Below are 26,930 nucleotides of genomic sequence, written 5' to 3' on the forward strand. Positions count from 1 at the left end.
AAACCTCTATTGGTAGCAGACGCGACGCCTCGGCGTCCAGCGAAAGCGCCGCTGTGAATGCCCGCTGGGCGCGGCATGGCGGGCATCCACAGCGACCTCTCGCTGGCCTATAATGGCCGGCCTTGCCCATCGACCAACGAGCCTTGCCATGACCCAGGACGCCCATAAGCGTGCGGTGGCCGCCGCCGCCATCGACGAAGTCAAGCCGCTGTTCAACGCCGACTGCGTGATCGGGGTCGGCACCGGATCCACCGCCGTCCACTTCATCGACCTGCTGGCGCAATACCGCCACGACTTCAGGGGCGCGGTGGCCAGCTCCGACGCCACCGCCAAGCGGCTTCGCGATCATGGCATCGAGGTCTTCGAACTCAATCACGTGGGCAGCGTGCCGGTCTATGTCGACGGTGCCGACGAGATCAACCCGCGCCTGGAGATGATCAAGGGCGGCGGTGCCGCCCTGACCCGCGAAAAGGTCGTCGCCGCCTGCGCCGAACGCTTCGTGTGCATCGCCGACGCCTCCAAGCGCGTCGCGGTGCTCGGCGGGTTTCCGCTGCCCATCGAGGTGATCCCCATGGCGCGTTCCTACGTCGCCCGCGAACTGGTCAGGCGGGGCATCACCCCGGTCTACCGCGACGGCGTGGTCACCGACAACGGCAACCAGATCCTCGACTGCTACGACTTCCTGATCGAGGATCCACAGCGTACCGAGGCCGAGCTGAACAATATCGTCGGCGTGGTCACCAACGGCTTGTTCGCCGCCCGCGGCGCCGACGTGCTGCTGCTGGCCGGCGAGGATGGCGTGGCGCGGTTTACCCGCTGATCCCGCGCTGGGCCAGGGCGTTGGCGCAGTTCCGGCCCTCGGCGAAGCACACCAGATTCTCGCAGGTGACCTGGGCAATCTCGGTGAGCGCTTCTTCGGTGAAAAACCCCTGATGGCCGGTCATCAGCACATTGGGAAACGACGTCAGCCGGGCAAATACATCGTCGTCGATGATCTCCGCCGAATGGTCGTGGAAGAACAGCTCGCTTTCCTGCTCGTAGACGTCGATCGCCAGGGCGCCGAGATGACGCGACTTGAGCGCGGCAATCACCGCCTGCGTGTCGACCAGCGCACCGCGCGAGGTATTGACCAGCACCGCCCCGGGCTTCATGCGCGTCAGCGCCGCGGCATCGATCAGGTGGTGGGTCGCCTCGGAAAGCGGACAGTGCAGCGAGACGAGATCGGCTTGCGCCAGCAGTTCGTCCAGCGCCACCGCCTCGCCCCACTGTGCGAATGCCGGGCTGGGCGCGGGGTCGTGACCCAGCACGCGGCAGCCAAAGCCGTGCAGCAGTCGCGCCATGGCCAGGCCGATCCGCCCGGTGCCCACCACCCCGGCGGTCTTGCCGTGCAGCGTGGTTCCCAGCAGGCCGTCGAGGGCGAAATTGCCCTCGCGCACCCGATTGTAGGCGCGATGGGTCTTGCGATTGAGCGTCATGACCAGTGTCATGGCGTGCTCGGCGACTGCCTCGGGGGAATACGCCGGAACCCGCGCCACGAACAACCCCAGTCGCTGCGCGGCATCAATATCGACATTGTTGAAGCCGGCGCAGCGCAGTACCACGCCACGCACTCCGATTTCGCTGAGCGCCTCGAGCACCGCAGCATCGAGCACGTCATTGACGAACACGCAGACCGCGTCGCTACCTTGCGCCAGCGCCACCGTGCCGGCGTCGAGCGCCGCCGTCTGAAACCGCCACTCGATGTCCGTGGCGGCAAAATTCGCCGAGCGTACCGCGTCGAGAAAACGCCGGTCGTAGGGTTGGCTGCTGTAGACGGTGACCTGCATGGCGATCTCCTGGTGGATGGCTGAAAGCCGCCTTGGCGATACGCCGCCCGCGGCGGCGACGTGCTGCTGCTGACCGGCGAGGATGGCGCGGCGCGGTTTACGCGGTAAAGGGACGCCAGTGATCGATCAACTAGGCACCAGCTAGTAAGTAACCACTCACTTCGTCCAGCGTCCTTGCCAGCGCACCTCGGTTGGCGTCGACCACCGCCCGGCCCGCGGCACCCAGGCGCCGGCGCTCGTCCGGCTCGTCGAACAGCGCGACCAGCACCTCGCCCAGCGCCGGGCCATCGGCGACTTCGCGCCGCGCGTCGGCATCCGCCAGGGTATCGGCGATCTCGCGCAGATTGTCCAGCCAGGGGCCGCTGACCACCGCCACGCCGAGCGCCGCCGGTTCGAGCAGGTTGTGGCCGCCCACCGATACCAGCGAGCCACCGACGAAGGCCACGTCCGCCGCGCCATAGAAACGCATCAGCTCGCCCATGGTGTCGCCCAGCAGAATGGCGGTGTCCGGCCCCGGCAGCTCACCGCGCGAATGCCGCACCATGGCCAAGCCCCGCGTCCGGCATAGCTCGGCGACGGCGTCGAAGCGTTGCGGGTGGCGCGGCACCAGCACCAGCAGGGCGTCCGGGTAGCGCTCCCGCAGCCGGGCATGGGCGACGAGCACCGCCTCATCCTCGCCGGGGTGGGTCGAGCCGGCGACCCACACCGGTCGCTCGCCCCAGGATGTACGTAAGCACTCACTTTCACTCTCGAGACCGTCATCGAGCTGGATGTCGAACTTGAGTGCGCCAGTGACGGCGACTCTGGAGGCCGGACAGCCCAGCGCGCGAAAGCGCTCGGCATCCTCGTTCGACTTGGCACCCACCCAGGCGACGCTCTCGAGCATGTCGCGGCTGAGCGCGGCGAAGCGCCGATAGGTGGCGAAGGCGCCGCCACTGAGCCGGCCGTTGGCGATCACCACCGGCACCCCGCACGTTGCGCAGGCGTGCAACAGGTTGGGCCACAGCTCGGTTTCGGCGATGATCGCCAGTGCCGGCCGCAGGCGCTCGACGAAGCGTCGGGTAGCACCGGGAAAGTCGAGGGGCAGGAAATGATGACGCACCGCATCGCCGAACAGCGTAGCGACGCGCTCGGCGCCGGTGGCGGTCATGGTGGTGACGACCAGCGCGTGATCGGGGTGACGCGCCAGCAGCGCGCGGATCAGCGGCGTGGCGGTGACCACCTCGCCGAGCGAGGCGGCGTGCAGCCAGATGCGCGGCCGCGCGTCGCCAGGCGGGGGGATCAGGCCCAGCCGTTCGCCGCGCGGGTGCGTGGGCGCCGACTCACGCCACACCCGGCGCCAGATCAGCGGCGCGGCAAGATACACCACGCCACTGTAGGCAAGCCGCGCCAGCCCGGAACGGGAGGCCACGCTCAGCGCTCGCGGTCGAGGATGGTGGCGATCATCGCGGTGGTCGACACGCCGTCCTCGAAACCCAGCACCCTGACCTCGCCGCCGTTGGCGATCACCGCCTCGCCGCCGGCGATCTCCTCGGGCCGGTAGTCGCCACCCTTGACCAGCACGTCGGGCAGCACCGCCTCGATCAGCCGGGCCGGGGTTTCCTCGCCGAAGGCGACGACCCAGTCGACGGCGGATAGACTCGCCAGCACCTGCATGCGCCGCGCCAGGGTGTTGATTGGCCGGCGCGGCCCCTTGAGCCGCGCCACCGAGGCGTCGTCGTTGACCGCGACGATCAGCCTGTCGCCGAGCCGCCGGGCCTGCTCGAGATAGGCGACGTGCCCGGCGTGAAGGATGTCGAAGCAGCCGTTGGTCATCACCACCCGTTCGCCGCGGGCCTGGGCGGCGCGCACCGCCTCGACCAGCGTCGCCGCATCGATGGCGCCGAACTCGGCGAGCTTGTCGCCATGCAGGGCGGTGTAGAGCTCGGCCACCGACAGCGTGGCGGTGCCCGGCTTGGCCACCACCAGCCCGGCGGCAAGGTTGGCCAGGGTCACCGACTCGGGGTAGCCGTGGCCGGCGGCCAGCGCCAGCCCGAGCACGCCGATCACGGTGTCGCCGGCGCCGGTGACGTCGAACACCTCGCGGGCATGGGTCGGCAGGTGCAGCGGCGCGTGGCCCTCGCGAATCAGGGTCATGCCGCGCTCGCTGCGGGTGATCAGCAGTGCCTCCAGCGCGAGTTCGGCGCGCAGCCGTTCGCCCTTGGCGGCCAGCTCGGCGTCATCGCGGCAGACGCCGACCACCGCCTCGAATTCTCCCAGGTTGGGGGTGATCACGCTGGCGCCGCGATAACGCCGGAAGTCGCTGCCCTTGGGATCGACCAGCACCCGCTTGCCGCTGGCGCGGATCAGCGCGATCAGTTCCTCGACACGGCTCAGCGTGCCCTTGCCGTAATCGGAGAGGATCACCAGGTCGTTGTCGGGCAGCGCGGCCTCGACCCGGTCGAGCATCTCGCCGGTGTCGATGCCGGCCAGGCTGTCCTCGAAATCCAGGCGAATCAGCTGCTGGCTGCGACTCATCACCCGCAACTTGGTGATCGTGGGTATTTCGGCGCTGCGCTGAAAGTGAGTACTCACATCGGAGTCTTCCAGCCGCGTCGTCAACAGCCCGGCATTGTCATCGTCGCCGACCAGTCCCGCCAGCGCCACGCGGCCCCCCAGCGCGGCGACATTGAGCGCCACGTTGGCGGCACCGCCCGGCCGGTCCTCGCTCTCGTCGACGCGCACCACCGGCACCGGCGCCTCCGGCGAGATGCGCGAAGTGCCGCCATGCCAGTAGCGGTCGAGCATCACGTCGCCCACCACCAGCAGGCGGGCCCGTTCGAGGGCGGTCAGGTCAAACTTCATCGCGCGGCTCCAGCGTCTCGTGGGGTCGGGGAAGGGCCAGGACCCGATCGACGCGGGCGATCACGTCCTCGGCGTGGATCAGGGCCATGGCATCCGGGTGGCGGACCCGCTGCCCCCAGGGGATCGTCTGCGGGTCCTTGTGCAGGTAGCGGCGCACCGCGTCAGGATAGCGATCGACGACATGCTCGCGCCAGCAGTAGGGCGCGGCGCGATCCGGGTTGGTGGTGGCATAGAGCCCGACGGTGGGCGTGCCCAGGGCGTTGGCCATGTGCACCGGGCCGGAATCGGGGGCGATGGCCAGCCGGGCCTGTTCGATCAGTGCCAGCAGGCCCTTGAGCGAGCTGCCGCCGATGGCGTCGATCACCGATTCGGCGGCAGCCAGCGCCCGGATGCGCTCGCCCATCTCGCGCTCCTGGACACTGCCGCCCCCGCTCAGCACGCTTTTCAGGCCATGCTGGGTCCACAGATGCTCGATCAGGGTCGCGTAGCCCTGCGCCGACCAGTTGCGAAAGTTGCGCAGCCGCGGGTTGGCGCAGGGGCTGATCACCACGTAGTCGCCCTCGCCGCTCAGCCTCCGCGCCTCGCTGCGCGCCGCCTCGGGGATCGGCAGATCCCAGGCGAGCCGGGTATCCTCGACGCCCAGCAGGCGGGCGAAGTCCATGAACGACTCGAGGACGTGGGCCCGCTCGTGAACGTCGAGCTGGCGATGGGTGAACCAGTGCTGCCAATCCTTGGCGCGGGCCTTGTCGTAGCCCACCCGCACGCCGGCCTTGAGCCCCATCAGCAACACGCTGGCGCGCAGCGCCTGCTGCATGTGCAGCAGCACGTCGAAGCGCGTCTGCGCCAGCTGGCGCCAGATCTCGCGCATCCCGGCCAGCCCCGTCGCCTTGTCGTAGACCACGAACTCGACCCCGGACAGGCCCGCCAGTAGACTGTGCTCCGCCTTGCCGATGATCCAGGTGATGCGGGCGTTGGGCCACTGGCGTTGCAGGGCTCGCACGGTGGGCACCAGATTGCAGACGTCGCCCAACGCGGAAAGGCGCAGGATACCGATGTGCGCGGGCTGAGCTGGCAGAGGATGCTTCATGCGGTTGGCAACACTCCAGGTGGGCAGGCAATTCATTTTACATGACGCCGGTATTCTATGTGACGCCGCGATCGCGCCACAAACGCCGGCGGCCGCAGGCGCGCCCGACACCTTCGATCCGGCGTGGTTCGACGCCGCCTTCTGGCGGCGCCACGATGCGGTGGTTGGCCAGGCCCCGGGGCGCGGCACCAGCCTGTTCGTCGATGCCGCGCAGATCGCCGTGGCCGACGAGCAGTGGGTGCTGCGCGACTACCGGCGCGGCGGCATGGCGGCGCGACTCAGCGAGGCGCATTACGTATGGGCCGGCCGCGAGCGCAGCCGCGCCTTTCGCGAGATGCGCCTCACCGCGGCGCTGTACGGGCGGGGTCTGCCGGTGCCGCGTCCGGTGGCCGCCCGGGTGGCGCGCCACGGCCTCGCTTACACCGCCGCGCTGCTCACCGTGCGCCTGGCTGGCGCGCGCGCCCTGGCCGATTGCCTGGTCGACGATGTTGCCGGTGCCGACCCGGCCCTGCTCGAGCGCGTCGGCGCCACGATTCGCCGCTTCCACGATGCCGGGCTCGACCATGTCGATCTCAACGCCCGCAACCTGCTGATCACCCCCGACGAGTCGGTTTGGCTGATCGATCTGGATCGTTGCCGTCTGCGCCGCCGGGGAAATTGGCAGAACGCCAATATCGAACGCCTGCAGCGCTCGCTGGCGAAGTTCGAGGCCGAGGCGGCGGTGCCGGCGATCCTGCGCGGCTACGAACGAACCGCGGGCCTGTACTAGCCAGGCTGCCGCGGTTCCATCGGCTCGGGTATAATTCGCCACGAATCCATGCCATGACGTTGACGCGCCACTACGGGGAGTTGACATGTCACAGCCCAGGGGCCAGCGACTGCTGGTCGTGCGCAACGACAAGCTCGGCGACTTCATGCTCGCCTGGCCCGCCCTGGCCTGCCTCAAGCAAGCCCATCCGGACAATCGTGTCAGCGTGCTGGTGCCGAGCTATACCGCCGGCCTGGCGCGGGCCTGCCCGTGGGTCGACGAGGTGCTCGTCGACCCCGGCGACGCGGCGACGCGGCGCGAGCAACGTGCCCTGCTCGCCGGGCTGCGCGAGCGCCGCTTCGATGCCCTGCTGACGCTGTTCTCGACACCGCGCATCGGCTGGCTGGGCTGGCGGGCCGGCATTGCGCTGCGCCTGGCCCCGGCGACCAAATGGGCCCAGGTGTTCTACAACCGGCGCATTGTCCAGCGTCGTTCGCGTTCGGCACGCCCGGAATATCGCTACAACCTGGAACTCGCCGAGACGCTGCTGGCCCAGCTCGGCCAACCGATCCCAGCGCTCGAGCCGCCCTACTGGCCATTGCCGTCCGCGACCCGCGCCGAGCAGCGTCGGCGCCTGGCCCGCGAGTGCGGCCTCGACGTGCGACGTCGCTGGGGCTTCGTGCACGGCGGCAGCGGCGGATCGGCGGTCAATCTGACACCCGCGCGCTATGCCGAGTTGGTCGCGGCGATCGACGCGCGCCTGGACACACCGCCGGAGTGGGTACTTACTTCGGGCCCCGGCGAGCACGCCGCCGCCGCCGCGCTGTGCGACGAGATCGCCGCCCGGGGCGTGGCGGCGCAGGTCATGCCGCCACGTGATGATCTGGTCGATTTCGCCCATGGCCTGAGCGCCGCCGACCTGCTCATCGCCGGCTCCACCGGGCCGCTGCATATCGCTGGATGCCTGGACGTGCCCACCGCCGGCTTCTACCCGGCCAAGCGCTCGGCGACGCCGCTGCGCTGGCAGACCTGCAATCGCGACATCCATCGTCTGGCGTTCAGCCCGCCCGCCCACGAGCATGCCACCGACATGAGTCGCATCGACATCGAGGCCGCGGCACAGGCCATCGCCGGTTGGTGGCCGACATCGACCGAGCCGCCCATGCCCGCCACGGGGAGCCGCTAATGCCCATCACCGGCATCGTCATCACCCTCAACGAGGCCACCAACATCGCCGCCTGCATCCGCTCGCTGCAGCGTGTCTGCGACGAGGTGATCGTCGTCGACTCGCTGAGCGAGGACGACACGGTGGCGATCGCCGAGGCGCATGGCGCACGGGTCATCGCCCAGGCGTATCTCGGCGACGGCCCGCAGAAGGCGCATGGCGTGCCCTTCGCGCGCAATGACTGGATCCTCGCCCTCGACGCCGACGAGCGACTCGACGACGATGCGGTCGACCTGATCGAGGGCCTGGCGCTGGACGATCCGGCACTGGCCTACGCTTTCCGGCGCAAGAACTACGTCGGAAGGCACTGGATCCGCGCCGCCGGCTTCTACCCGGATGCGGTGACCCGGCTGTACAACCGCACCACCGCGGGCTATCTGCCCAAGAAGGCCCATTCGTCGGTCAAGGCGCCACGCGTCGAGATCACCTCGGCCCACCTGCGTCATTTCACCTACGCCAGCCTGTCGCATTGGATCCAGCGCATCGATGCGCTGTCGACCCGTGATGCCTGGGCGATGAAGGAGCGTGGCGTGGCGCCCTCGCCGCTGCGTCCCGCCCTGCACGCATTGACGGCGACGCTGCGCAAGTTGCTGTTCAAGGGGGGACTGTTCCAGGGCGCCGACGGCATGACGGTCGCCCTGACCACGGCATTTCACGCCTACATGAAGTACGCCAAGCTCAACGAACTTCATGAAAACGAGCGCGTCGATCATGGCGACGAGTCACACCGATGACGCGGCTATGACAGCCCCATGACGCGCTTGCTAATCTAGACAGCGTTGCTCGAAAGGACTCTTGCAGATGTCGACCCGTTTATCCGCCGGGCGCTGGTGGGCCATCGCCTACCTGGGCCTGTGCATCGGCTACGCCATGACCACGGCGTTCAGCCTGACGCATCTCTGGACGCTACCGGTCCTGGCCCTGTGGCTGGGGTTCGCCTGGCTGTTTCGCTGGGGCGCGCCCGCCCATCAGGTCGTCCTGCCACGCGCCTGGCCCTGGTCGCTGCTGCCGCTGGCCTTGTGGTGGATCTACCTGTTCCTGGCCGATAGCTATGGCAAGGTCGATCTCGGCGCGGTGATCTTTCACCTGCAGGCGGGCATCGCCGAAAACGGCAGCGGCGAGCGCATCTTCTTCGCGGTCATCTATAGCCTGGCCGGGGTCGTCATGCTCGGCGCGTTTACCTGGCTGGTGCGCGTCGACCAGCGCTGGCGGCTGCTCGAGCGCGTGCTGGTGCTGTTCCTGCTGGCCTTCAACCCGTTGCTGTTCGGCATCACCCAGCAGGGCGCGGCGATCGTCACCGAAGATGGCGCCTGGCTGGAGCGCCGCTACGTGCCGCCGCAGATCGACGCCATGCCCCGAGACCCGCCCAATCTGATCTACCTGTACCTGGAAAGTACCGAAGGCACCTATGCCGACGAAGCGCGCTTCGGCACCGCCTACGACGATCTCGAGGCACTCGGCCACCGCGGGGTGGTCTTTCACGATCTGCGTCAGATCGACAATACCGGCTGGACCATGGCGGGCATGATCGCCAGCCAGTGCGGCGCGCCACTGATGCCCGCCGGGCTGATGCACGATTCCCAGTTCGAGCCGCTGGAGCATGTGGTGCCGGGGGTCGACTGCCTCGGCGATCTGCTCGCCGAGCGTGGCTACGACCTGACCTTCATGGGTGGCGCCAGCATCGAATTCGCCGGCAAGGGCCTGTTCTACGAGCAGCATGGCTTCGACACCGTGCTCGGTCGCGAGGCGCTGAGCCCGCGCCTCGACGATCCCGACTATCTCAACAGCTGGGGTCTTTACGACGATTCGCTGCTGGATATGGCGGTGCAGCGGGTTCGCACCCTGCAAGACCGGCCCGGGCCCTTCGGGCTGTTCGCGGTCACCCTGTCGGCACATCCGCCCTACGGCCACCCCGCCCAGGCCTGTCGCGACAACCAGGGGGTCTTCGACGGCAAGGACATACTCTATTCCATCAAATGCACCGGCTGGCTGACGCGTCGTTTCGTCGAGCGTCTCGAGCGCGAGGGGCTGCTCGAAAACACTCTGGTAGTGGTCGCCAGCGACCATCTGTCGATGAAGAATTCCGCCTGGCAGTCGCTGATCGCCGGAGACCGCGAGAACACCTTGATCATGCTGGGAAACGACCTCGAGCCACGGGTCATCGAGCGCGAGTCGTCGATGGTCGACGTACTGCCCACGGTGATGGAAGCCATGGGGTTCGAGGTACCCGCCCACCGCGCCGGACTCGGCGCCTCCTTGCTGTCGCCGGCCCAGACACTGCTGGAGCGTCACGGCATCGAGACGATCAATGCCCGCATGCGTGAGGAAAACGCGCTGCAGCAACGCTTATGGAAGATCCCCTCGGACGAGTCGTCGCGCTAGCCGCCAGGCGCGGCGCCGGCCATTCGATCTCGCCCTGAGAAATCGCCGAATCCAGCTGGCCGGGCCGTGCCTCGGGACGGCATTCGCGCAGCGCCGTCGCCATGCGCTGCAAGGCCTGCTCGCCGCGGGCGCCGGCCGTGACACGCTGCCACCACTGACGATGGACACTCCTGATCCGTACCGGCACCGCCGGCAGGCCGATGCGCTGGGCCATGGCCAGGCGGTGCAGGCCGCGGTTGATCTTGAGCAAGTGCCCTTCCCGGGTCACCGCGACACCCAGCTCATCCTTGCCCCGCGCCGCATCGAAGCCGCGCACGGTCATGTCGTCGAGAAAACTCAGGTAAGCGCGCAGGTAGGTCAGGATTCGCTCGTCGCTATCCAGCAGCACACCCTGCTGGTGCGACACCCAGGGCTCGCCCTGCAGGAGTCGATCGTGCAGATGGCGAAAACGCTCGGTGCGGCGCAGGTCGTCGCGGTGTTCATCCAGGTCGCTGATGAAACGATAGCGCGAACCATGGCGAAGATCGCCGCGCCGCAGGTCCCAGTCGCCATCCCAGATGAAAGCCGACGAGGTCGGCCGCTGATCGTTGCCGCGCCAGTCGACGCTGCGGATCAAGGCCCGCGGGTCCACCTCGATGGTCAGGGCATCGCCCAGGCGCGCCTCGACGGCACGCCGCGGCAGGCCCAGGCGTTCGAGTAACCGACCGCCCGATCGGCCCTGCTCCCAGCGCCGGAACCAGGCCAGCTCGAAAGGCGCGCCGATACGTGTCTGGAACGCATCCCTAACGGCGACCTGGAGCCATGCCCGGCGCACGGGCCAGCGCATGCGCGCGTCGTAGAGCGCCATGAAGGCCGGATCTCCGGCCGGGGCTTCGGGTATGGCGGCGACCGCGTCCCGATTCTTGATTTTCGACATGTGACTGACCCTGTGCGTACACGAACATTATAAAACGATGTTCGCTAACTCGCTAGCGAAGCGCATCCTCGATATTTTGATAGCAGACTAATAATAGCTGCGAAAATGGCCAGCCGCCAGGCATGCGATACGGAACGCGGTCGATCAGGGCATCAGCGGGAAGCAACGATGGCGTGGTTCAGCCGCTCGGGCATGATGTGCTTGAGGCAGTGAGTGTGGCCCAGCGGGCAGGTGCGCTGGAAGCACGGGGAACAATCGAGCTCGAGGTCGTGGATGACGGCGTTTTCGGTCAGCGGCGGCGTATAGGCCGGCGACGACGAGCCATAGATGGCCTGGATGCGCGTATTCACCGCGGCGGCCACGTGCATCAGCCCCGAATCGTTGGTGACCACCTGTTCGCAGGCGGCCAGCAGGTCCACCGCATCGGCCAGCTTGGTCCTGCCACACAGGTTGACGACGCCATCGACCCCTCGGGCGATATGCTCGCCATCGTCGGTATCCTTGGGACCACCCAATATCCAGACGCCATAACCGCGCCGGGTGAGCGCCACGGCCAACTCGCGAAAATGATCCAGCGGCCACTGCTTGGCAGGCCCGTACTCGGCACCCGGCATCAGGCCGATGGCCGGGCCGTCGCCAAGCCCCAGCGTTGCGCGAAGAGTGCGCTGACTGTCCGGGTCGACACGCAGCCGCGGCCGGGGAATGGTGAAATCGCCGCGTTCCGCCTCCTTTTCGTCGAGCCCCAACGAGACGAAGCGCTTGACGGTCTGGTCGAGCAGCGACTTGTCGAGCCGGCGTCGCCGGTTCAGCAGCACCACGCGCTGCTCGCCGGTAAAACCGATGCGCTCGGGGATCCGCGCCAGAAACGGTACCAGCGCCGACTTCCACGAGCGCGGCAGGACCAGCGCCCGGTCGAAACGCCCGCGCAGCGAGTCGGCCACCGCGCGACGCGCCTGCCAGCCGAACTCGCCATGCCCCACCTCGAGCGCGATCGTCTCGTCGACTTCCGGCATGCGAGCCAGGATCGGCTGTGACCAGGCCGGTGCCAGGACGCCCAGGGTCGCCCCCGGGTAGCGTGCCTTGAGCGTCATGAACAAGCTCTGGGCCATGACCATGTCGCCGACCCAGGAGGGCCCGACGACCAGGATGCGCGGCGCTGACGCTTTACCCATTCAGCCAATCCAGATAGGCACTGACACCCTCGCGCACGGTCTTGAACTCGGCGTTGTAGCCCGCCTCGCGCAGTCGCGAAATGTCCGCGCGGGTATAGCTCTGGTAACGCCCCTTGAGTTCGTCGGGGAAGTCGATGTACTCGATCTCGCCTTTCGCGTAGTAATCGATGACCGTCTCGGCGATCGCCTTGAACGGCTCGGCGCGACCGGTGCCCAGGTTGTAGATGCCGGAGACCTCGGGATTGTCGAGGAACCACAGGTTGACGTCGACCACGTCGCCGACATAGACGAAATCGCGGCTCTGCATGCCGGCCTCATAGCCTTCCCAGGCGCCGAACAGGCGCGGATTCTGGCCCTGACTGACCTGAGTGTGGTGATGGTAGGCCACGCTGGCCATCTTGCCCTTGTGCTGCTCCCGCGGGCCATAGACGTTGAAGTAGCGAAACCCCACCACCTGACTGGTGAAGGTCTCCCAGCGTGCGCGCACGTACTGGTCGAACAGCAGTTTCGAGTAGCCGTAGACGTTGAGCGGTTTCTCGTGCTCCGGCGCCTCGACGAACACCTCGCTGCCGCCGTAGGTGGCCGCCGACGAGGCATACAGGAACGGGATGCGCTTGTGCTGGCAGTAGGCTAGCAGCACCTTGGAGTACTCGAAGTTGTTGTCGAGCATGAACTGGCCGTCCCATTCGGTGGTGTCCGAACAGGCGCCCTCGTGGAAGATCGCCTCGATCGGCGGCAGGTCGCTGGGCTCGCCACGCAGCGCCGCCTCGACGCGCACGCGGAAGTCTTCCTTGTCCAGGTAGTCGCCGAGGGTGCAATCGGCGAGATTGACGAACTTGGTGCCGTCGGTCAGGTCGTCGACCACCAGCACGTCGTCGCGGCCCCGTGCATTGAGCGCCTTCACCAGATTGGCGCCGATGAAACCGGCGCCGCCCGTCACTACGATCATGTCGCGAATCCTCTTGGTGGTTGCGGCCCGCCACGGCCATGCGGCAGGCAATTCGGCGCGGTGCCTATAACCGATTACCCGCTAATTGTATACTTGGCGGTCCGCGAATTCATGGGCCAACGGTGACCCGCAATGACACAGTCGACGCCAGACGTCACAACCTTTCAGGGTTTGATCCTCGCCCTGCAGCAGTACTGGGCCGAAAAGGGCTGCGTGATCATGCAGCCGCTGGACATGGAAGTGGGTGCCGGTACCTTCCATCCGGCCACCTTCCTGCGCTCCATCGGTCCCGAGACCTGGAATGCCGCCTACGTGCAGCCCTCGCGCCGCCCCACCGACGGCCGCTATGGCGAGAACCCCAACCGCCTGCAGCACTACTACCAGTTCCAGGTGGTGATGAAGCCCTCGCCGGCCGATCTCCAGGAACTCTACCTCGGCTCGCTGGAGCGGCTCGGCATCGACCCGCTGGTCCACGACATCCGCTTCGTCGAGGACAACTGGGAGTCGCCCACCCTGGGTGCCTGGGGACTGGGCTGGGAAGTCTGGCTCAACGGCATGGAGGTGACCCAGTTCACCTACTTCCAGCAGGCCGGCGGCATCGAGTGCTTTCCGGTCACCGGCGAGCTGACCTACGGGCTGGAACGCATCGCCATGTACCTGCAGGACGTCGACAGCGTCTACGACCTGATCTGGGCGATCGCTCCCGATGGGTCCCGGGTCACCTATGGCGACGTCTACCTGCAGAACGAGCGCGAGCAGTCCGCCTACAATTTCGAGCACGCCGACGTTCCGGCCCTGTTCGCGAGCTTCGACCATCTCGAGGGCGAGTGCAGCAAGTTGATCGCGGCGAACCTGCCGCTGCCCGCCTACGAAATGGTGCTCAAGGCGTCGCATACCTTCAACCTGCTCGATGCCCGTCACGCCATCTCGGTCACCGAGCGTCAGCGCTACATCCTGCGTGTGCGCACCATGGCCCGCGATGTCGCCCAGGCCTACTACCAATCACGCAAGGCCGCGGGCTTCCCGATGGCCCCCGAGTCGCTGCGCCAGGAACTGCTGGCCGAAGAGCCACTTGCCGAAAAGGGAGACGCTTGAGCATGGCTGCCAACACACTGCTGGTCGAACTGGGCGTCGAAGAGCTGCCGCCGGGCGCCATCGATTCGCTGGCCGATGCCTTCGCCGACGGCCTCGCCGACGGCCTGCGCGAGGCCGAGGTCGGTTTCGGCACGGTCCGGGCCTACGCCACGCCGCGCCGCCTGGCCGTACAGATCGAGGCGCTCGAAGCCAAGCAGCCCGACCGCCTTATCGAACGCCGCGGACCGGCACTGGCCGCCGCCTTCAAGGATGGCGAGCCGACCAAGGCCGCCCAGGGCTTTGCTCGCTCCTGCGGCGTCGAGGTGGATGAACTCGTCCATCTCGAAACCGACAAGGGCACCTGGCTGGGATACCGCTTCGAACAGCCGGGCGCCACCATCGAGGCGTTGTTGCCCCCGATCGTCGTGCAGACGGTAGCCGGGCTGCCGGTGCCCAAGAACATGCGCTGGGGCGATTCACGCATCGAGTTCTCGCGGCCGGTGCATTGGCTGGTGGCGCTCTACGGCCGCGACGTGGTCGACGCCCAGGTGCTGGGATTGCGCGCCGGGCGCGAGACTCGCGGCCACCGCTTTCATGCCCCCGCCGCCATCGCCCTGCCCCGGGCCGACGATTACGTGGATGCCCTGGAAAACGCCTATGTGCTGGTCGATCGTCGGGTCCGTCGCGAGCGGATCCGCGAGCAGGTGCTTGCCGAAGCCGAGGTCCAGGCGGCCACCGCCGTCATCGACGAGGACCTTCTCGACGAGGTCAACGGCCTCGTCGAATGGCCGGTGGCCCTGGCCGGCAGCTTCGATGAACGCTTCCTCGAGGTGCCCGCCGAGTGCCTGATCTCGTCGATGAAGGCCAATCAGAAATATTTCCACCTGCTCGATGCCGATGGCAAGCTCGAGCCCGGCTTCATCACCGTGGCCAATATCGACAGCCGCGATTCCCAGCGGGTGATCGAAGGCAATGAACGGGTCATTCGCCCACGCCTGGCCGACGCCGCCTTCTTCTACGAGACCGACCTCAGGCACAGCCTGGCTTCACGGCGCGAGGGACTGGCCAACGTGGTCTTCCAGCAGCAGCTGGGTACGCTGGCCGACAAGGCCGATCGCTGCGAGGCGCTCGCCCGCTACATCGCCGAGCGTATCGAAGGCGACGTCGAACATGCCGCCAGGGCCGCACAACTCGCCAAGTGCGACCTGACCAGTGAAATGGTGCTCGAATTTCCGGAGCTGCAGGGCACCATGGGCTGCTACTACGCTCGCCACGACGGCGAGCCCGAGGACGTGGCCCAGGCCATTCATGAGCAGTATCTGCCGCGTTTTGCCGGTGATGAGGTGCCCGAGAGCAAGACCGGACTGGCACTGGCACTGGCCGACCGACTCGACACCCTCACCGGAATCTTCGGCATCGGCGCGCGCCCCACCGGTGCCAAGGATCCGTTCGCCCTGCGCCGTGCGGCGATCGGGGTGCTCAACATCCTGATCAAGGCCGAACTGGATCTCAATCTGCGCGAGCTGCTCACCCAGGCCGCAGACCGGCATAGCGGGCTGCCCCAGGCCGCGGGTCTTGCCGAGGAAGTACTCGAGTACATGCTCGATCGCTTTCGCGCCTGGACCCAGGATGAAGGCATCGCCGTCGAGGTCTATCTTGCGGTCCGTGCGCGCCCCGTCACCCGGCCGCTGGACTTCGCGCGGCGCGTTCGCGCCGTGCATGCCTTCAGCCAGCACGAGGAAGCAGCCGCTCTGGCCGCCGCCAACAAACGCGTCTCCAACATTCTGACCAAGCAGGCCGACGAGGTCGCCGAGTCAGTGGATGCCTCGCTCCTCGCCGAGGACGCCGAGCGGGCGCTTGCCCAGGCCCTGGCCGACCGCCGCCGCATCGTCGCCCCGCTGTTTGCCGAGGCGCGCTACAGCGAAGCGTTGGATGCCCTGTCGACGCTCCGCGAACCCGTGGACCGGTTCTTCGATGACGTGATGGTGATGGCCGATGACAGCGCCATAAGGCGTAATCGCCTGGCCATGCTCGCCGAGCTTCAGGCACTGTTCCTCGAAGTGGCGGATATCGCCCAGCTGCAGCAATAGACGCACGACACGGGGTTTTCCCGGCCGGCCTCAGGGCCGGCTTTTTCATGCATGTTTCACGTGAAACGTTTTTACGTCATGCTTGTTTCACGTGAAACACTTTCGCCCAGGTCGCTCTGCCATGAACAAGCACCCGCTACCCAGCCAGCCCTATGATCTGGTACCGAGCCGGGTCGTCGTCCTCGACCGCGACGGCGTCATCAACGCGGATTCGGAAGACTACATCAAGTCGCTCGCGGAGTGGCTGCCCTACCCTCGGTCCATCGAGGCCATTGCCCGGCTGAGCCGGCATGGCTGGACCGTCGCCGTGGCCACCAATCAGTCGGGGGTGGCACGCGGTTATTTCGACGAAGCCACCCTGCAACGGATGCATGACGATCTCCGTGAACGGGTATCGACCGCGGGAGGAAGGATTGCCCATATTGCCTACTGCCCTCACGGTCCCGACGATGGCTGCGAGTGCCGCAAGCCGAAGGCCGGCCTGCTCGACCAGATCCAGCATGCGCTGAACCTGGAAAGCCTCCAGGGCGCCTGGATGGTAGGCGACAGCCAGAGGGATCTCGATGCCGGGATCGCCAGGGGCTGTCACCCGGTGCTGGTCCGCACAGGCAAGGGGAAGAAGACCGAAGCTAGGGGGGGCCTGGAGCAGGCGAGAATCTTCGACGATCTGGCAACCTTCGCCGACTACCTGGTCGAAAACTGAGGGTTTCGGCCTTTCGCTGCACGCCGGGAACCTGATTGCAGCGGACCGTTAACCGATACCAGTGCTCAGCCCTTCCCCGTGAATGGGGCGTTGTTCAAGGGGGCACTGGCAATCACTTCACCGAGTAGCCTCCATCGGCGACCAGATTGTGTCCGCTGACATAGCTCGAGGCATCGCTGGCCAGGAAGATGGCCGGATTGGCAAACTCCTCGACGCGCCCTCGCCGCGCCAGGGGTGTGGGGCGGTTCGGATATCGTCATCCAGAGCGCCCTCCCCCGCGCGGCGACGTCATCCCGTCCTCCGGGACCTGTTCGGTAAAGCCGGGGCTTCCGGCCCCCGCCAGGACGGAAGCGGGCTATCGCGACCAAGACGAAAACATGGTGCTGGCTGCCAAGCGTGTCGTCTTGCTCAGCGCTGCGGGCCTGAAGCGGGAATCCATCTGTACTCTACTGCCATGCATACTGGATGATCAGCCGATCTTTGACCCGTGACCGTGACCGTGACCGGAAGCCAGGGAAACGCTTCACGAGAAAATGGAGAAGCTGGATCGAGAGCTACGTAACCTGAAGGAAAGTCGAGAGATAAGCCCGCGATACTTCAGGCGCCCGGAATCGGCATCTCTGGCGGGGGAGCCGCATGACTCCGACCGCCTCAGGATCGGGCCTGACTGCAATGCCAGTCAGCGGTTCGACGAAAAAGCTCCCGCGCGCAGACATGAAAAGCCCAGCGCTTGGGCTGGGCTTGCTGCCTGGAGACAGACTCGACGCTCCTGCGTGGCCAGAGCGTGTTTCACGTGAAACATCACACGTCTAGGTTGGCCACCAGGGCATTCTGTTCGATGAAGAAACGCCGCGGCTCGACCTCATCCCCCATCAGCGTGTTGAACATCATGTCGGCGGCTACGGCATCCTCGATCGACACGCGCAACATGCGCCGGGTCTCGGGATCCATGGTGGTCTCCCAGAGCTGATCGGGGTTCATCTCGCCCAGCCCCTTGTAGCGCTGGATGGAGAAACCTCGCTGCGCTTCGGCCATCAGCCAGTCGAGGGCTTCGTAGAAGGTCTCGACCTTCTTGCTGCGCTCGCCCCGCGACACATAAGCCCCCTCGCCCAGGAGACCGTTGAGCGTCTCGCCCAGTGCAGCCATGGCACGATAGTCGGCGCTGCGGAAGAAATCCGCGCCCCATACGTACTCGGTGGTCACGCCATGAGCCGTCAGAGCCACGCTCGGCAGGTAAAATCCTCGCTCGTCGTCCTGCTGAAGCTGGAAGACATAGCGCGGTCCGCCTTCGTAGGCGATCAACGCATCCATTTCCTGCTGCAGATGGTCGATCCAGTGCTGCATGGTGATCCGGTCACGCAGGCTCTCTTCGCCATTCAGGGTTGCCGCATGCACGATCTTGCGCAACACCTCGTGCGGATAGACCCGCAGCAGGCGGTCGATGCGCTTCATTACATCACGATACTGCTTGACCAGGGCTTCCAGGTGCTCGCCACTGATCCCCGGCGCATCGGCGTTGACATGCAGGCCTCCGCCATCCAGTGCCGTCGTGGTCAGGTAATCCAGCAACGCCTGTTCGTCCTTTAGATACATCTCCTGCTTGCCGCGCTTGATCTTGTAGAGCGGCGGTTGGGCGATGAAGACATGGCCACGCTCGATGAGTTCCGGCATCTGACGGAAGAAGAACGTCAGCAGCAACGTGCGGATATGCGAACCATCGACGTCGGCGTCGGTCATGATGATGATCGAATGGTAACGCAGCTTGTCCGGGTTGAATTCCTCCCGGCCGATGCCGCAACCCAGCGCCGTGATCAAGGTGCCGACTTCCGCCGAAGACAGCATCTTGTCGAAGCGGGCCTTCTCGACGTTGAGTATCTTGCCCTTGAGCGGCAGTATCGCCTGCGTGCGGCGATCGCGGCCCTGCTTGGCGCTGCCACCCGCCGAATCGCCCTCGACCAGGTAAAGCTCGGACAGGCTCGGGTCCTTCTCCTGACAATCGGCGAGTTTTCCAGGCAGGCCAGCGATGTCCAGCGCCCCCTTGCGGCGAGTCATTTCGCGCGCCTTGCGTGCAGCCTCGCGCGCGCGGGCCGCATCGATCATCTTGTTGACGATCGACTTGGCTTCGTTGGGATGCTCGACGAGGTAATCGGAAAACAGCCGACCGAGCTCCTGCTCGACGGCTGTCTTGACCTCGGAAGAGACCAGCTTTTCCTTGGTCTGGGAAGAGAACTTGGGGTCGGGAACCTTGACCGAGATGATCGCCGTCAGGCCTTCCCGGGCGTCGTCGCCCGATGTATTGACCTTGGTCTTCTTGAGTACGCCTTCGGCTTCGATATAGCTATTGAGCGAGCGGGTCAGCGCCGCACGGAAACCGGCCAGGTGGGTGCCGCCGTCACGCTGGGGAATGTTGTTGGTATAGCAGAATATGTTTTCGGCAAAGGTGTCGTTCCACTGCATCGCCACTTCGACGGCAATGCCATCCTCGCGCTGGGAGTCGAAGTGAAAAACCGGGTTGAGCGTCGACTTGTTGGTGTTGAGGTGGTCGACGAAGGCTCTCAGGCCGCCTTCGTAATGAAAAAGCTCTTCCTTGCCGCTGCGCTCATCCATCAGGCGAATGGCCACACCGGAATTCAGGAACGAAAGTTCGCGCAACCGCTTGGCGAGTATGTCGTAGTGAAACTCGATATGCGTGAAGGTTTCCGACGACGGGCGGAAGTGCACCCGCGTACCGCTATTCTCCGTCTGCCCGACGATGGCGAGCGGCGCATCCGGGACGCCATGGTGGTATATCTGCTCATGGACCTGACCCGCGCGCCAGATGGTCAGCTTGAGCTCTTCGGAAAGTGCGTTGACGACCGAAACACCGACCCCGTGCAGTCCCCCGGAGACCTTGTAGGAGTTGTCGTCGAACTTGCCGCCGGCATGCAGTACCGTCATGATCACTTCGGCCGCCGAAACACCCTCGCCGCTGTGGATGTCGGTCGGCACGCCGCGCCCATTGTCACTGACGGTTATCGACTCGTCGGGATGGATGACCACGCGTATCTCGCTGCAATAGCCGGCCAAGGCTTCGTCGATGGAGTTGTCCACCAGTTCGAACACCATGTGATGCAGCCCCGTTCCATCATCGGTGTCGCCGATGTACATGCCGGGGCGCTTACGCACCGCATCCAACCCTTTCAGGACCTTGATGCTCGTTGAGTCGTAAGCTTGTTCGCTCATTGACTACTCCGTCGTGAAGTCTTTCGTTCCGTATGTCGCAAGCCGACCCTGTTTCACGTGAAACATCGCGACCGTTGTTTCTGCCTGCCACAGCCCCGCCAAGGCCTCCTGGTCGACGCTGGTGATGAACGCCTGGCAGCCCATGTGCTCCAGCCAGCGGCAGAAGATGCGGCGATGCCGGGCATCGAGCTCCGCCGGCAAGTCGTCGATCAGGTAGAGGCAGGTGCGTCCCGTGGCCATCTCAAGCAAACGCCCCTGGGCCAATTTCATGGCACTGACCACCAGCTTTTGCTGGCCGCGCGAGAGTACCTCCACTGCCGGTCGTCGTTCGACGCGTATTCGCAGGTCGGCACGCTGTGGACCCTGCTGGGTAAACCCCATCTGGCGATCGGTAGCGCGCCCCTGGGCCAGGACCTCTGCCAGATCGCGCTGGCGATCCCAACCGCGATAGTAGCGCAGCGTCAGGTCGGGAAGCGGCAAGAGTTCAGCAAGTGTCTCTTCGAAAACCGGGAGAAAGGCTGCCATGTAATCGTCTCGCAGGGCGTCCAGGCGATTGCCCCAGTGCGCGAACTCATGCTCCCAGACTCCAATCGATTGCTCGTCGATTCTATCATGCCTGAGTAACGCATTCCGATGTTTAAGCGCCCGCCGAGTGCGTTTCCAGGCATCGAGAAAATCGTGTTTCACGTGAAACACACCCCAGTCGAAGAACTCGCGGCGCGAAGCGGGCGCACCCTCGAGCAGCCGGAACGCATCGGGGTTGATCAACTGGAGCGGCAATGCTTCGACGAGTTCGGAAACCCGAGCCACGCGCTCGCCGGCCATGCGCATCTCGAGCTCGCCCTGAGTACGGTGTCTGCGAACCCCCAGCGGCACAGGAGGGTCACCGGCCAGGCGGCCGTGCAAAGTGACGCTGTCGCCGCCATGGTGAATGGCATGACGAAGCTGTTGCGTACGAAAGGACCGGCCCATGCCAAGGATGTGGATTCCTTCCAGCAGGCTCGTCTTGCCGCTTCCGTTTTCGCCGACGATCACGTTGATCGACGACGAGGGCTGCATGTCCAGTGCCTCGAGATTACGTAAACCCTGGAAGGACAAGCGATCAAGAGGCATCCAGGCACCGGCGAAAAGCTGGGTTCGGAAAGCGCGAAAACAACATCGCAGCCTGCATTAAAGCGTGTTCACGTTCACAGACGCATCGGCATGACCACGTACAACGCATCGCCACCGCCCGGCTCTTCCATGATGGCACTGCTGTTGGAGTCGGAAAGGGTCATCTGCATGCGATCCTCGTCGAGCGCATTGAGCACATCGATGAGATACCCGACATTGAAGCCGATCTCCAGGGCGTTGCCATCGTAGTCGATCGCGACATTCTCCTCGGCTTCTTCCTGCTCGGGATTGTTGGCCAGCACACGCAGATTGCCGGCCTCCAGGTTGAGGCGCACACCCCGGTACTTTTCGTTGGAAAGGATCGAGGTACGCGAGAGCACCTGCCGCAGCTCGGCCCGATCGGCAATGAACACCTTGTCCCCGCCGCGAGGAATCACCCGCTCGTAGTCGGGGAACTTGCCGTCGACCAGCTTGGAGGTGAAGGTGAAGCTACCGGTATGGGCACGGATGTGATTGGAACCCAACGTCAGCTCGACCGGTTCGTCACTGCCATCGAGCAGCCTCACCAGCTCGAGAATCCCCTTGCGAGGCACGATCAGCTTTTGCGTCGGTTCGACGTTCACTTCGGCACTGCGCGTGCACATCGCCAGGCGGTGGCCATCGGTGGCCACGGTGCGCACCAGGTTGTGGCCAAGCTCCAGCAGCATGCCGTTGAGGTAGTAGCGCACGTCCTGTTGCGCCATGGCGAAGGACGTGGCGTCGATGAGCTGCTTGAGGGTACCTCGCGGCAGGGTCAGCTCCTGGCTGGCCTGGCTGTCCTCGATATTGGGGAATTCGGCCACCGGCAATGTCGAAAGCGTGAACCGCGAGCGCCCCGAACGCAGGATCGCCCGCCCCTCCTCCAGCGCAAAGGAGATTTCCGCCTGTTCGGGCAGCGACTTGCAGATATCCATCAGCTTGCGGGCCGGCACGGTGGCCGAACCCGGTTCGTCGACCTGGCCGGGCTCGATACGGCCGATAAGCTCGACCTCGAGATCGGTGCCGGTGAGCGCCAACTGGGTATCCTGTACCTCGATCAGCACATTGGAAAGTACCGGCAGGGTCTGGCGCCGTTCGACCACGCCGGCCACCAGCGATAATGGGCGCAGCAGGGCTTCACGGGAAATGGAAAATTTCATGAGGGCTCCACTCTTCTCCTGAGTTTCAAAGACGGGAACGAGATGCGATGGACGACACGTGTCAGCTGGTCAGCAATCGCAGCAAGTTCTTGTAATCCTCGCGAATATCCGCGTTTTCTTCCTGTAGCGCCACAATCTTTCGGCAAGCATGCAGCACGGTTGTATGGTCGCGCCCGCCAAAGGCGTCGCCGATTTCCGGCAGGCTGTGATTGGTCAATTCCTTGGCCAGGGCCATGGCGACCTGCCGCGGCCTGGCCACCGAGCGCGAACGGCGCTTGGAAAGCAGATCCGCCAGCTTGATCTTGTAGTATTCGGCGACCGTACGCTGAATATTGTCCACCCCCACCTGCTTGTCCTGCAAAGCCAGCAGGTCCTTGAGCGATTCGCGGATGAAATCCTGGGTGATCGGCTTGCCCATGAAATGGGAATCGGCGATCACCTTCTTCAACGCACCCTCCAGCTCACGCACGTTCGAACGTATCTTCTGGGCAATGAAGAAGGCCGCATCGTGCGGCAGATCGACCTTGGCCTGGTCGGCCTTCTTCATCAGGATAGCCACCCGGGTTTCCAGTTCGGGAGGTTCGATGGCGACCGTCAGCCCCCAGCCGAAACGCGACTTGAGTCGCTCTTCCACCCCGCTGATCTCCTTGGGGTAGCGGTCCGAGGTCAGGATCATCTGCTGACCGCCTTCCAGCAAGGCGTTGAAAGTATGAAAGAACTCCTCCTGGGAGCGCTCCTTGCCGGCAAAGAACTGGATATCGTCGATCAGCAGCGCATCGACGCTTCGATAGAACCGCTTGAAGTCGTTGATGGCGTTGAGCTGAAGCGCCTTGACCATGTCGGCGACGAAGCGTTCGGAATGCAGATAGACCACCTTGGCATTGTCGCGCAGGGCAGCCAGTTGGTTGCCCACGGCGTGCATCAGGTGGGTCTTGCCCAAGCCCACCCCACCATACAGGAACAGTGGATTGTAAGCGCCGCCGGGGTTCTCGGAGACTTGTCGCGAAGCGGCCCTGGCAAGCTGGTTGGACTTACCCTCGACGAAGGTGTCGAACGTGAAGTTGGGGTTGAGACCGCTCTGGTGCTTGAGGCTGCCTTCCACCTGGACCTGCCGCTCCCCCGCGGGCTGCTGTGAGGAACGGCGCTGGCCCTCGCCGCTGAGCTTGTCGATCTCCCGCTCATCGGCGTATTCGTCACCCCGGGGCGGCGTGTGCACCGCGGGTGCGGAAGGCTGGCGAAAGCGGCTGGCCGAGACCGGGTTACCCAGGTCCCGCGGCTGCGGGCTCGGCGCAGCACGCCGACTGCCCACCGACAGGCTCACCTTGGGCGGCTTGCTGGGCGCCAGTTCGCGCAACAACTCATTGATCCGCTTGAGGTACTTGTCGCTGACCCAGTCGCGTACAAAGCGATTGGGCGCCAACAGGTTGAGCTCGTTGGGGGTAGCGTCTTCCGCCTGCAGGGGACGAATCCAGGTATTGAACTGCTGCGAACTCAGCTCATCCTGCAGATAAGCCAGACATTGTTGCCAAAGAGCGACCGACACGCGACCTCACCATCCCGTTTGCGAAAAAGACCGGCCATTGTAGCGTTCTCACTACGAGTTATCCACACGCAAGGCGGTTCGAACGGTGCTGTGGAAAACTAGGGTACGCCTCGGGGGACCGGCCCGGTATGATTGCGTGGACAACCCTTGGCGGTGGATATCCCGGCTTTCCATGCACAGCTTCATGACCCTTGAATCACCGCCTCTACGCACGTTGTCCACGCCTTTATACTGGATGTAGTGTTTTGATGCGTAATGTTTTTACAAGGTTATCCACAGAAAAGGTCCCCAGCATTAATAACAACAGCATTAAATAAACCTTCTAGTTATTGTAGTAAGCCCATAGCCCCTGGCCGTCGAGCTCCGGGTCGCTCGACACCTCGATGCGGCGAAGCTCCGCCAGCGGCGCATCGCCGCACCACGCCGGCAGCGGTGTGGATAATTGCGCGCAGAAATTGCACCCGGCTTGCAAAGCCTCTAGAATTCCCGGCCTTGAACGAAATCCGCCCGGGTTCCATGTGGGAGCCGGGGCATCGATCAATGTCAAACCAACCACGTGGGAATCCGCCGTCATGAAACGCACATTTCAACCCAGCGTATTGAAGCGCAAGCGTGTCCACGGCTTCCGTGCACGCATGGCCACCAAGAACGGCCGCCAGGTCCTGGCTCGCCGCCGTGCCAAGGGCCGCAAGCGTCTGAGCGCTTGATCGCGGCTCGCGAATGTCCTGTCAGGGCTTTCCCCGGCAACTGCGTCTGCTGACTGCCGGGGACTATGGGTACGTCTTCGAACAAGCATCGTACAAGGTACACGCCAAAGGGTTGCTGGTACTGGCCAGGGACAACTCCTTGGGTCACCCGCGCGTGGGCCTGGTCTTCAGCAAGAAAAACGTTCGTCGTGCCGTAGATCGCAACCGTCTAAAGCGCTTGGTGCGTGAGTCCATCCGTCTCCGGCAGCATCGCCTACCCGCTGTGGATATCGTTGTCCTGGCCCGCCGTGGCGTACACGAGCTGGACAATCCCACACTGCACCGACAGCTTCACGGCTTGTGGCGACGGCTGGAAAAGGAGGTTGGCAAGCAGTCACCTGCCATCTCGGCCTCCTGAATTCGGAACAGCGTGACCCGACCAACCCGCAGAACGATCCAATATCCCATCGGGCAGATCCCTAATGGACGTAAAACGACTCCTCCTCGTCATTCCACTTGCGGTACTCGCCTATCTCCTGGTGGTCCAGTGGAATGAGGATTACGGCCAGACCGCCGTCGAGACCGAAGTCCCCACCTATAGCCAGTCGAACAGCGGCGATGCGGACGGCTCAGCCGATACCGAGCAGGGCCTGGCGGCTCCCACCGGCGGCAGCCAAGCGCCGAGCGACAATCCGGGCATGGCCGAAAGCGACCAGGACGGCAATCGTCGCAGCCTGATCGAAGTGGTGACCGATACCCTCGATGTGCGTATCGACCCACGTGGCGGCGACATCGTCTATGCGGCGCTGCCCCAGCACAAGATGAGCCAGGATGCCGAACATCCCTTCGTGCTGCTCTCGGATGGTCAGACCCGCAGTTACGTCGCCAAGTCGGGCCTGCAGCTCGAGGGACACCAGGGACGTATCGCGTTCGAGGCGGAAAAGACCCGCTATACCCTCGCCCAGGGCCAGGACAGCCTGACCGTCGACCTGAACGCCACCGTCAACGGCGTCGACGTCATCAAGCGCATGACCTTCGAACGCGACAGCTACGCGGTGGACGTCAGCTATCATCTTGCCAACCAGGGCGAAACGCCGGTCACCGCACGATTCATCGGCCAGCTGGCTCGCGACAACAGCCCCGACCCTTCATCGGGCGGCGGCGTGGGGATGAGTTCCTACCTGGGTGCGGCCTACTCCTCGCCCGAAAATCATTACGAAAAGATCGATTTCGAGACGATTCAGGAAGGCCAGTTCAACAACCGTGACGTGCAGGGTGGCTGGGCTGCAATCATTCAGCACTACTTCACGTCGGCCTGGGTGCCGGAAGAGGACCAGCAGAATCTCTACTACGCGACCACCGACTCGCGGGATCGCAACGTGGTGGCCTTTGCCAGCCCCACCCAGACCATCGCCCCCGGTGGAGAAAGCGCCCTCGAGGCGACGCTCTACATGGGGCCCAAGGTCCAGGATCGGCTCGAGGCAGTCGCTCCAAACCTGGAGTTGACCGTCGATTTCGGCTGGCTGTGGTTCCTCGCCAATCCGCTGTTCTGGCTGCTCGACAAGATCCACGACGTGCTGGGCAACTGGGGCTGGTCGATCGTGATGCTGACGATCACCGTCAAGATCATCCTCTTTCCGCTCTCGGCCAAGGCCTACAAGTCGATGGCCAAGATGCGCAAGCTGGGCCCCGAGATGCAGCGCATCAAGGAGCAGTACGGCAGCGATCGCCAGAAGATGTCCCAGGAGATGATGAAGTTCTACCAGAAGGAGAAGATCAATCCTCTGGGGGGCTGCCTGCCGATCATCATCCAGATGCCGGTGTTCATCGCCCTGTACTGGATGCTGATGGAATCGGTCGAGCTGCGTCACGCGCCGTTCATGCTGTGGATCGACGATCTGTCGGTCAAGGATCCGCTGTTCGTTCTGCCGATCATCATGGGCCTGACGATGTTCATCCAGCAGCAGCTCAACCCGGCGCCACCGGATCCGACCCAGGCGAAGATCATGAAGCTGCTGCCGATCGTCTTCACCTTCTTCTTCCTGTGGTTCCCGGCCGGTCTGGTGATCTACTGGATCGTCAACAACAGCATCTCGATCCTCCAGCAATGGATCATCACCCGCAAGATCGAAGGCGAGCCGGCCCCCGCCAAGGGCAAGTAGCCGCCCTGCT

24 protein-coding genes are annotated in these 26,930 nt (G+C 64.8%); 11 read left to right on the plus strand and 13 right to left on the minus strand.

The window, feature by feature from the left end:
• The first annotated feature begins 148 nt into the window (after nucleotides 1–148).
• Complete coding sequence (gene rpiA, locus HR9077_RS02975; RefSeq protein ID WP_136064974.1) at nucleotides 149–820, plus strand: ribose-5-phosphate isomerase RpiA; 672 nt, start codon at nucleotides 149–151, stop codon at nucleotides 818–820.
• Here rpiA and HR9077_RS02980 read toward each other — a convergent pair.
• The 4 genes from HR9077_RS02980 to HR9077_RS02995 all read right to left on the minus strand — a co-directional run bounded on the left by HR9077_RS02980 (nucleotide 810) and on the right by HR9077_RS02995 (nucleotide 5,757).
• Nucleotides 810–1,826 carry a 2-hydroxyacid dehydrogenase gene (locus HR9077_RS02980; RefSeq protein ID WP_136064976.1) on the minus strand — a complete coding sequence of 339 codons (1,017 nt, stop codon included), beginning with the start codon at nucleotides 1,824–1,826 and terminating at the stop codon, nucleotides 810–812. The genes rpiA and HR9077_RS02980 overlap by 11 nt on opposite strands.
• A gap of 130 nt (nucleotides 1,827–1,956) precedes the next feature.
• The gene (gene waaA / locus HR9077_RS02985) at nucleotides 1,957–3,237 is read right to left on the minus strand and encodes a lipid IV(A) 3-deoxy-D-manno-octulosonic acid transferase (RefSeq protein ID WP_244613002.1); all 1,281 of its coding nucleotides are present in this window, start codon (nucleotides 3,235–3,237) and stop codon (nucleotides 1,957–1,959) included.
• 2 nt (nucleotides 3,238–3,239) lie between these two features.
• Nucleotides 3,240–4,670, minus strand: coding sequence for a bifunctional D-glycero-beta-D-manno-heptose-7-phosphate kinase/D-glycero-beta-D-manno-heptose 1-phosphate adenylyltransferase HldE (hldE, locus tag HR9077_RS02990; protein WP_136064978.1), 1,431 nt, complete (start codon nucleotides 4,668–4,670; stop codon nucleotides 3,240–3,242).
• A complete protein-coding gene (locus tag HR9077_RS02995) occupies nucleotides 4,660–5,757 on the minus strand; it encodes a glycosyltransferase family 9 protein (RefSeq protein WP_136064980.1) in 1,098 nt (365 codons plus the stop codon). The genes hldE and HR9077_RS02995 overlap by 11 nt, the downstream gene beginning before the upstream one ends.
• On the opposite strand from HR9077_RS02995, the gene HR9077_RS03000 reads away from it, so the two are divergent.
• From HR9077_RS03000 to HR9077_RS03015, 4 genes are all read left to right on the plus strand, one after another.
• Nucleotides 5,756–6,526 carry a 3-deoxy-D-manno-octulosonic acid kinase gene (locus HR9077_RS03000; RefSeq protein ID WP_136064982.1) on the plus strand — a complete coding sequence of 257 codons (771 nt, stop codon included), beginning with the start codon at nucleotides 5,756–5,758 and terminating at the stop codon, nucleotides 6,524–6,526. The genes HR9077_RS02995 and HR9077_RS03000 overlap by 2 nt on opposite strands.
• 85 nt (nucleotides 6,527–6,611) lie before the next feature.
• Nucleotides 6,612–7,691: a glycosyltransferase family 9 protein gene (locus tag HR9077_RS03005; protein ID WP_136064984.1), complete on the plus strand. Its 1,080-nt coding sequence runs from the start codon at nucleotides 6,612–6,614 to the stop codon at nucleotides 7,689–7,691.
• Nucleotides 7,691–8,464 (plus strand): glycosyltransferase family 2 protein, encoded by a 774-nt coding sequence (locus HR9077_RS03010; protein WP_136064986.1) that lies wholly within the window; start codon nucleotides 7,691–7,693, stop codon nucleotides 8,462–8,464. The genes HR9077_RS03005 and HR9077_RS03010 overlap by 1 nt, the downstream gene beginning before the upstream one ends.
• 67 nt (nucleotides 8,465–8,531) lie before the next feature.
• A complete protein-coding gene (locus HR9077_RS03015) occupies nucleotides 8,532–10,112 on the plus strand; it encodes a sulfatase-like hydrolase/transferase (protein WP_136064988.1) in 1,581 nt (526 codons plus the stop codon).
• Here the strand turns inward: HR9077_RS03015 and HR9077_RS03020 are convergent.
• From HR9077_RS03020 to rfaD, 3 genes are all read right to left on the minus strand, one after another.
• Nucleotides 10,036–11,028: a hypothetical protein gene (locus HR9077_RS03020; RefSeq protein WP_210725841.1), complete on the minus strand. Its 993-nt coding sequence runs from the start codon at nucleotides 11,026–11,028 to the stop codon at nucleotides 10,036–10,038. The genes HR9077_RS03015 and HR9077_RS03020 overlap by 77 nt on opposite strands.
• A 152-nt stretch (nucleotides 11,029–11,180) precedes the next feature.
• Nucleotides 11,181–12,200 carry a lipopolysaccharide heptosyltransferase II gene (waaF, locus tag HR9077_RS03025; protein WP_136064990.1) on the minus strand — a complete coding sequence of 340 codons (1,020 nt, stop codon included), beginning with the start codon at nucleotides 12,198–12,200 and terminating at the stop codon, nucleotides 11,181–11,183.
• Nucleotides 12,193–13,149: an ADP-glyceromanno-heptose 6-epimerase gene (gene rfaD / locus HR9077_RS03030; protein WP_136064992.1), complete on the minus strand. Its 957-nt coding sequence runs from the start codon at nucleotides 13,147–13,149 to the stop codon at nucleotides 12,193–12,195. Before rfaD ends, waaF begins: the two co-directional genes overlap by 8 nt.
• Before the next feature lie 132 nt (nucleotides 13,150–13,281).
• Between rfaD and glyQ the strand changes: the two genes are divergently transcribed.
• From glyQ to gmhB, 3 genes are all read left to right on the plus strand, one after another.
• Nucleotides 13,282–14,244, plus strand: a complete 963-nt coding sequence (gene glyQ, locus HR9077_RS03035; RefSeq protein WP_136064994.1) for a glycine--tRNA ligase subunit alpha — start codon at nucleotides 13,282–13,284, stop codon at nucleotides 14,242–14,244.
• A gap of 2 nt (nucleotides 14,245–14,246) precedes the next feature.
• Nucleotides 14,247–16,313, plus strand: coding sequence for a glycine--tRNA ligase subunit beta (gene glyS, locus HR9077_RS03040; RefSeq protein ID WP_136064996.1), 2,067 nt, complete (start codon nucleotides 14,247–14,249; stop codon nucleotides 16,311–16,313).
• A 121-nt stretch (nucleotides 16,314–16,434) separates the two neighbouring features.
• Nucleotides 16,435–17,016: a D-glycero-beta-D-manno-heptose 1,7-bisphosphate 7-phosphatase gene (gmhB, locus tag HR9077_RS03045; protein ID WP_136064998.1), complete on the plus strand. Its 582-nt coding sequence runs from the start codon at nucleotides 16,435–16,437 to the stop codon at nucleotides 17,014–17,016.
• Between the two features lie 112 nt (nucleotides 17,017–17,128).
• On the opposite strand, the gene HR9077_RS22300 is transcribed toward gmhB, so the two are convergent.
• The 6 genes from HR9077_RS22300 to HR9077_RS03075 form a co-directional block, all read right to left on the minus strand.
• Nucleotides 17,129–17,248 carry an SDR family oxidoreductase gene (locus HR9077_RS22300; RefSeq protein ID WP_210725844.1) on the minus strand — a complete coding sequence of 40 codons (120 nt, stop codon included), beginning with the start codon at nucleotides 17,246–17,248 and terminating at the stop codon, nucleotides 17,129–17,131.
• A gap of 569 nt (nucleotides 17,249–17,817) precedes the next feature.
• A complete protein-coding gene (gene gyrB / locus HR9077_RS03055) occupies nucleotides 17,818–20,238 on the minus strand; it encodes a DNA topoisomerase (ATP-hydrolyzing) subunit B (RefSeq protein WP_136065000.1) in 2,421 nt (806 codons plus the stop codon).
• Nucleotides 20,239–20,241: 3 nt separating this feature from the next.
• Complete coding sequence (gene recF, locus HR9077_RS03060) at nucleotides 20,242–21,351, minus strand: DNA replication/repair protein RecF (RefSeq protein WP_136065002.1); 1,110 nt, start codon at nucleotides 21,349–21,351, stop codon at nucleotides 20,242–20,244.
• Between the two features lie 74 nt (nucleotides 21,352–21,425).
• Nucleotides 21,426–22,529, minus strand: coding sequence for a DNA polymerase III subunit beta (dnaN, locus tag HR9077_RS03065; protein ID WP_136065004.1), 1,104 nt, complete (start codon nucleotides 22,527–22,529; stop codon nucleotides 21,426–21,428).
• Between the two features lie 61 nt (nucleotides 22,530–22,590).
• The gene (dnaA, locus tag HR9077_RS03070; RefSeq protein WP_136065006.1) at nucleotides 22,591–24,072 is read right to left on the minus strand and encodes a chromosomal replication initiator protein DnaA; all 1,482 of its coding nucleotides are present in this window, start codon (nucleotides 24,070–24,072) and stop codon (nucleotides 22,591–22,593) included.
• Between the two features lie 322 nt (nucleotides 24,073–24,394).
• A complete protein-coding gene (locus HR9077_RS03075; RefSeq protein ID WP_136065008.1) occupies nucleotides 24,395–24,646 on the minus strand; it encodes a hypothetical protein in 252 nt (83 codons plus the stop codon).
• On the opposite strand from HR9077_RS03075, the gene rpmH reads away from it, so the two are divergent.
• The 3 genes from rpmH to yidC all read left to right on the plus strand — a co-directional run bounded on the left by rpmH (nucleotide 24,645) and on the right by yidC (nucleotide 26,920).
• A complete protein-coding gene (gene rpmH, locus HR9077_RS03080) occupies nucleotides 24,645–24,779 on the plus strand; it encodes a 50S ribosomal protein L34 (protein WP_011508608.1) in 135 nt (44 codons plus the stop codon). The genes HR9077_RS03075 and rpmH overlap by 2 nt on opposite strands.
• Before the next feature lie 13 nt (nucleotides 24,780–24,792).
• Nucleotides 24,793–25,176 (plus strand): ribonuclease P protein component, encoded by a 384-nt coding sequence (gene rnpA / locus HR9077_RS03085; protein ID WP_136065010.1) that lies wholly within the window; start codon nucleotides 24,793–24,795, stop codon nucleotides 25,174–25,176.
• A 64-nt stretch (nucleotides 25,177–25,240) separates the two neighbouring features.
• Complete coding sequence (gene yidC, locus HR9077_RS03090; protein ID WP_136065012.1) at nucleotides 25,241–26,920, plus strand: membrane protein insertase YidC; 1,680 nt, start codon at nucleotides 25,241–25,243, stop codon at nucleotides 26,918–26,920.
• Nucleotides 26,921–26,930: the final 10 nt, after the last annotated feature.

This window comes from Modicisalibacter radicis (genome assembly GCF_900961225.1).
In the GTDB taxonomy this organism is placed as follows: domain Bacteria; phylum Pseudomonadota; class Gammaproteobacteria; order Pseudomonadales; family Halomonadaceae; genus Modicisalibacter.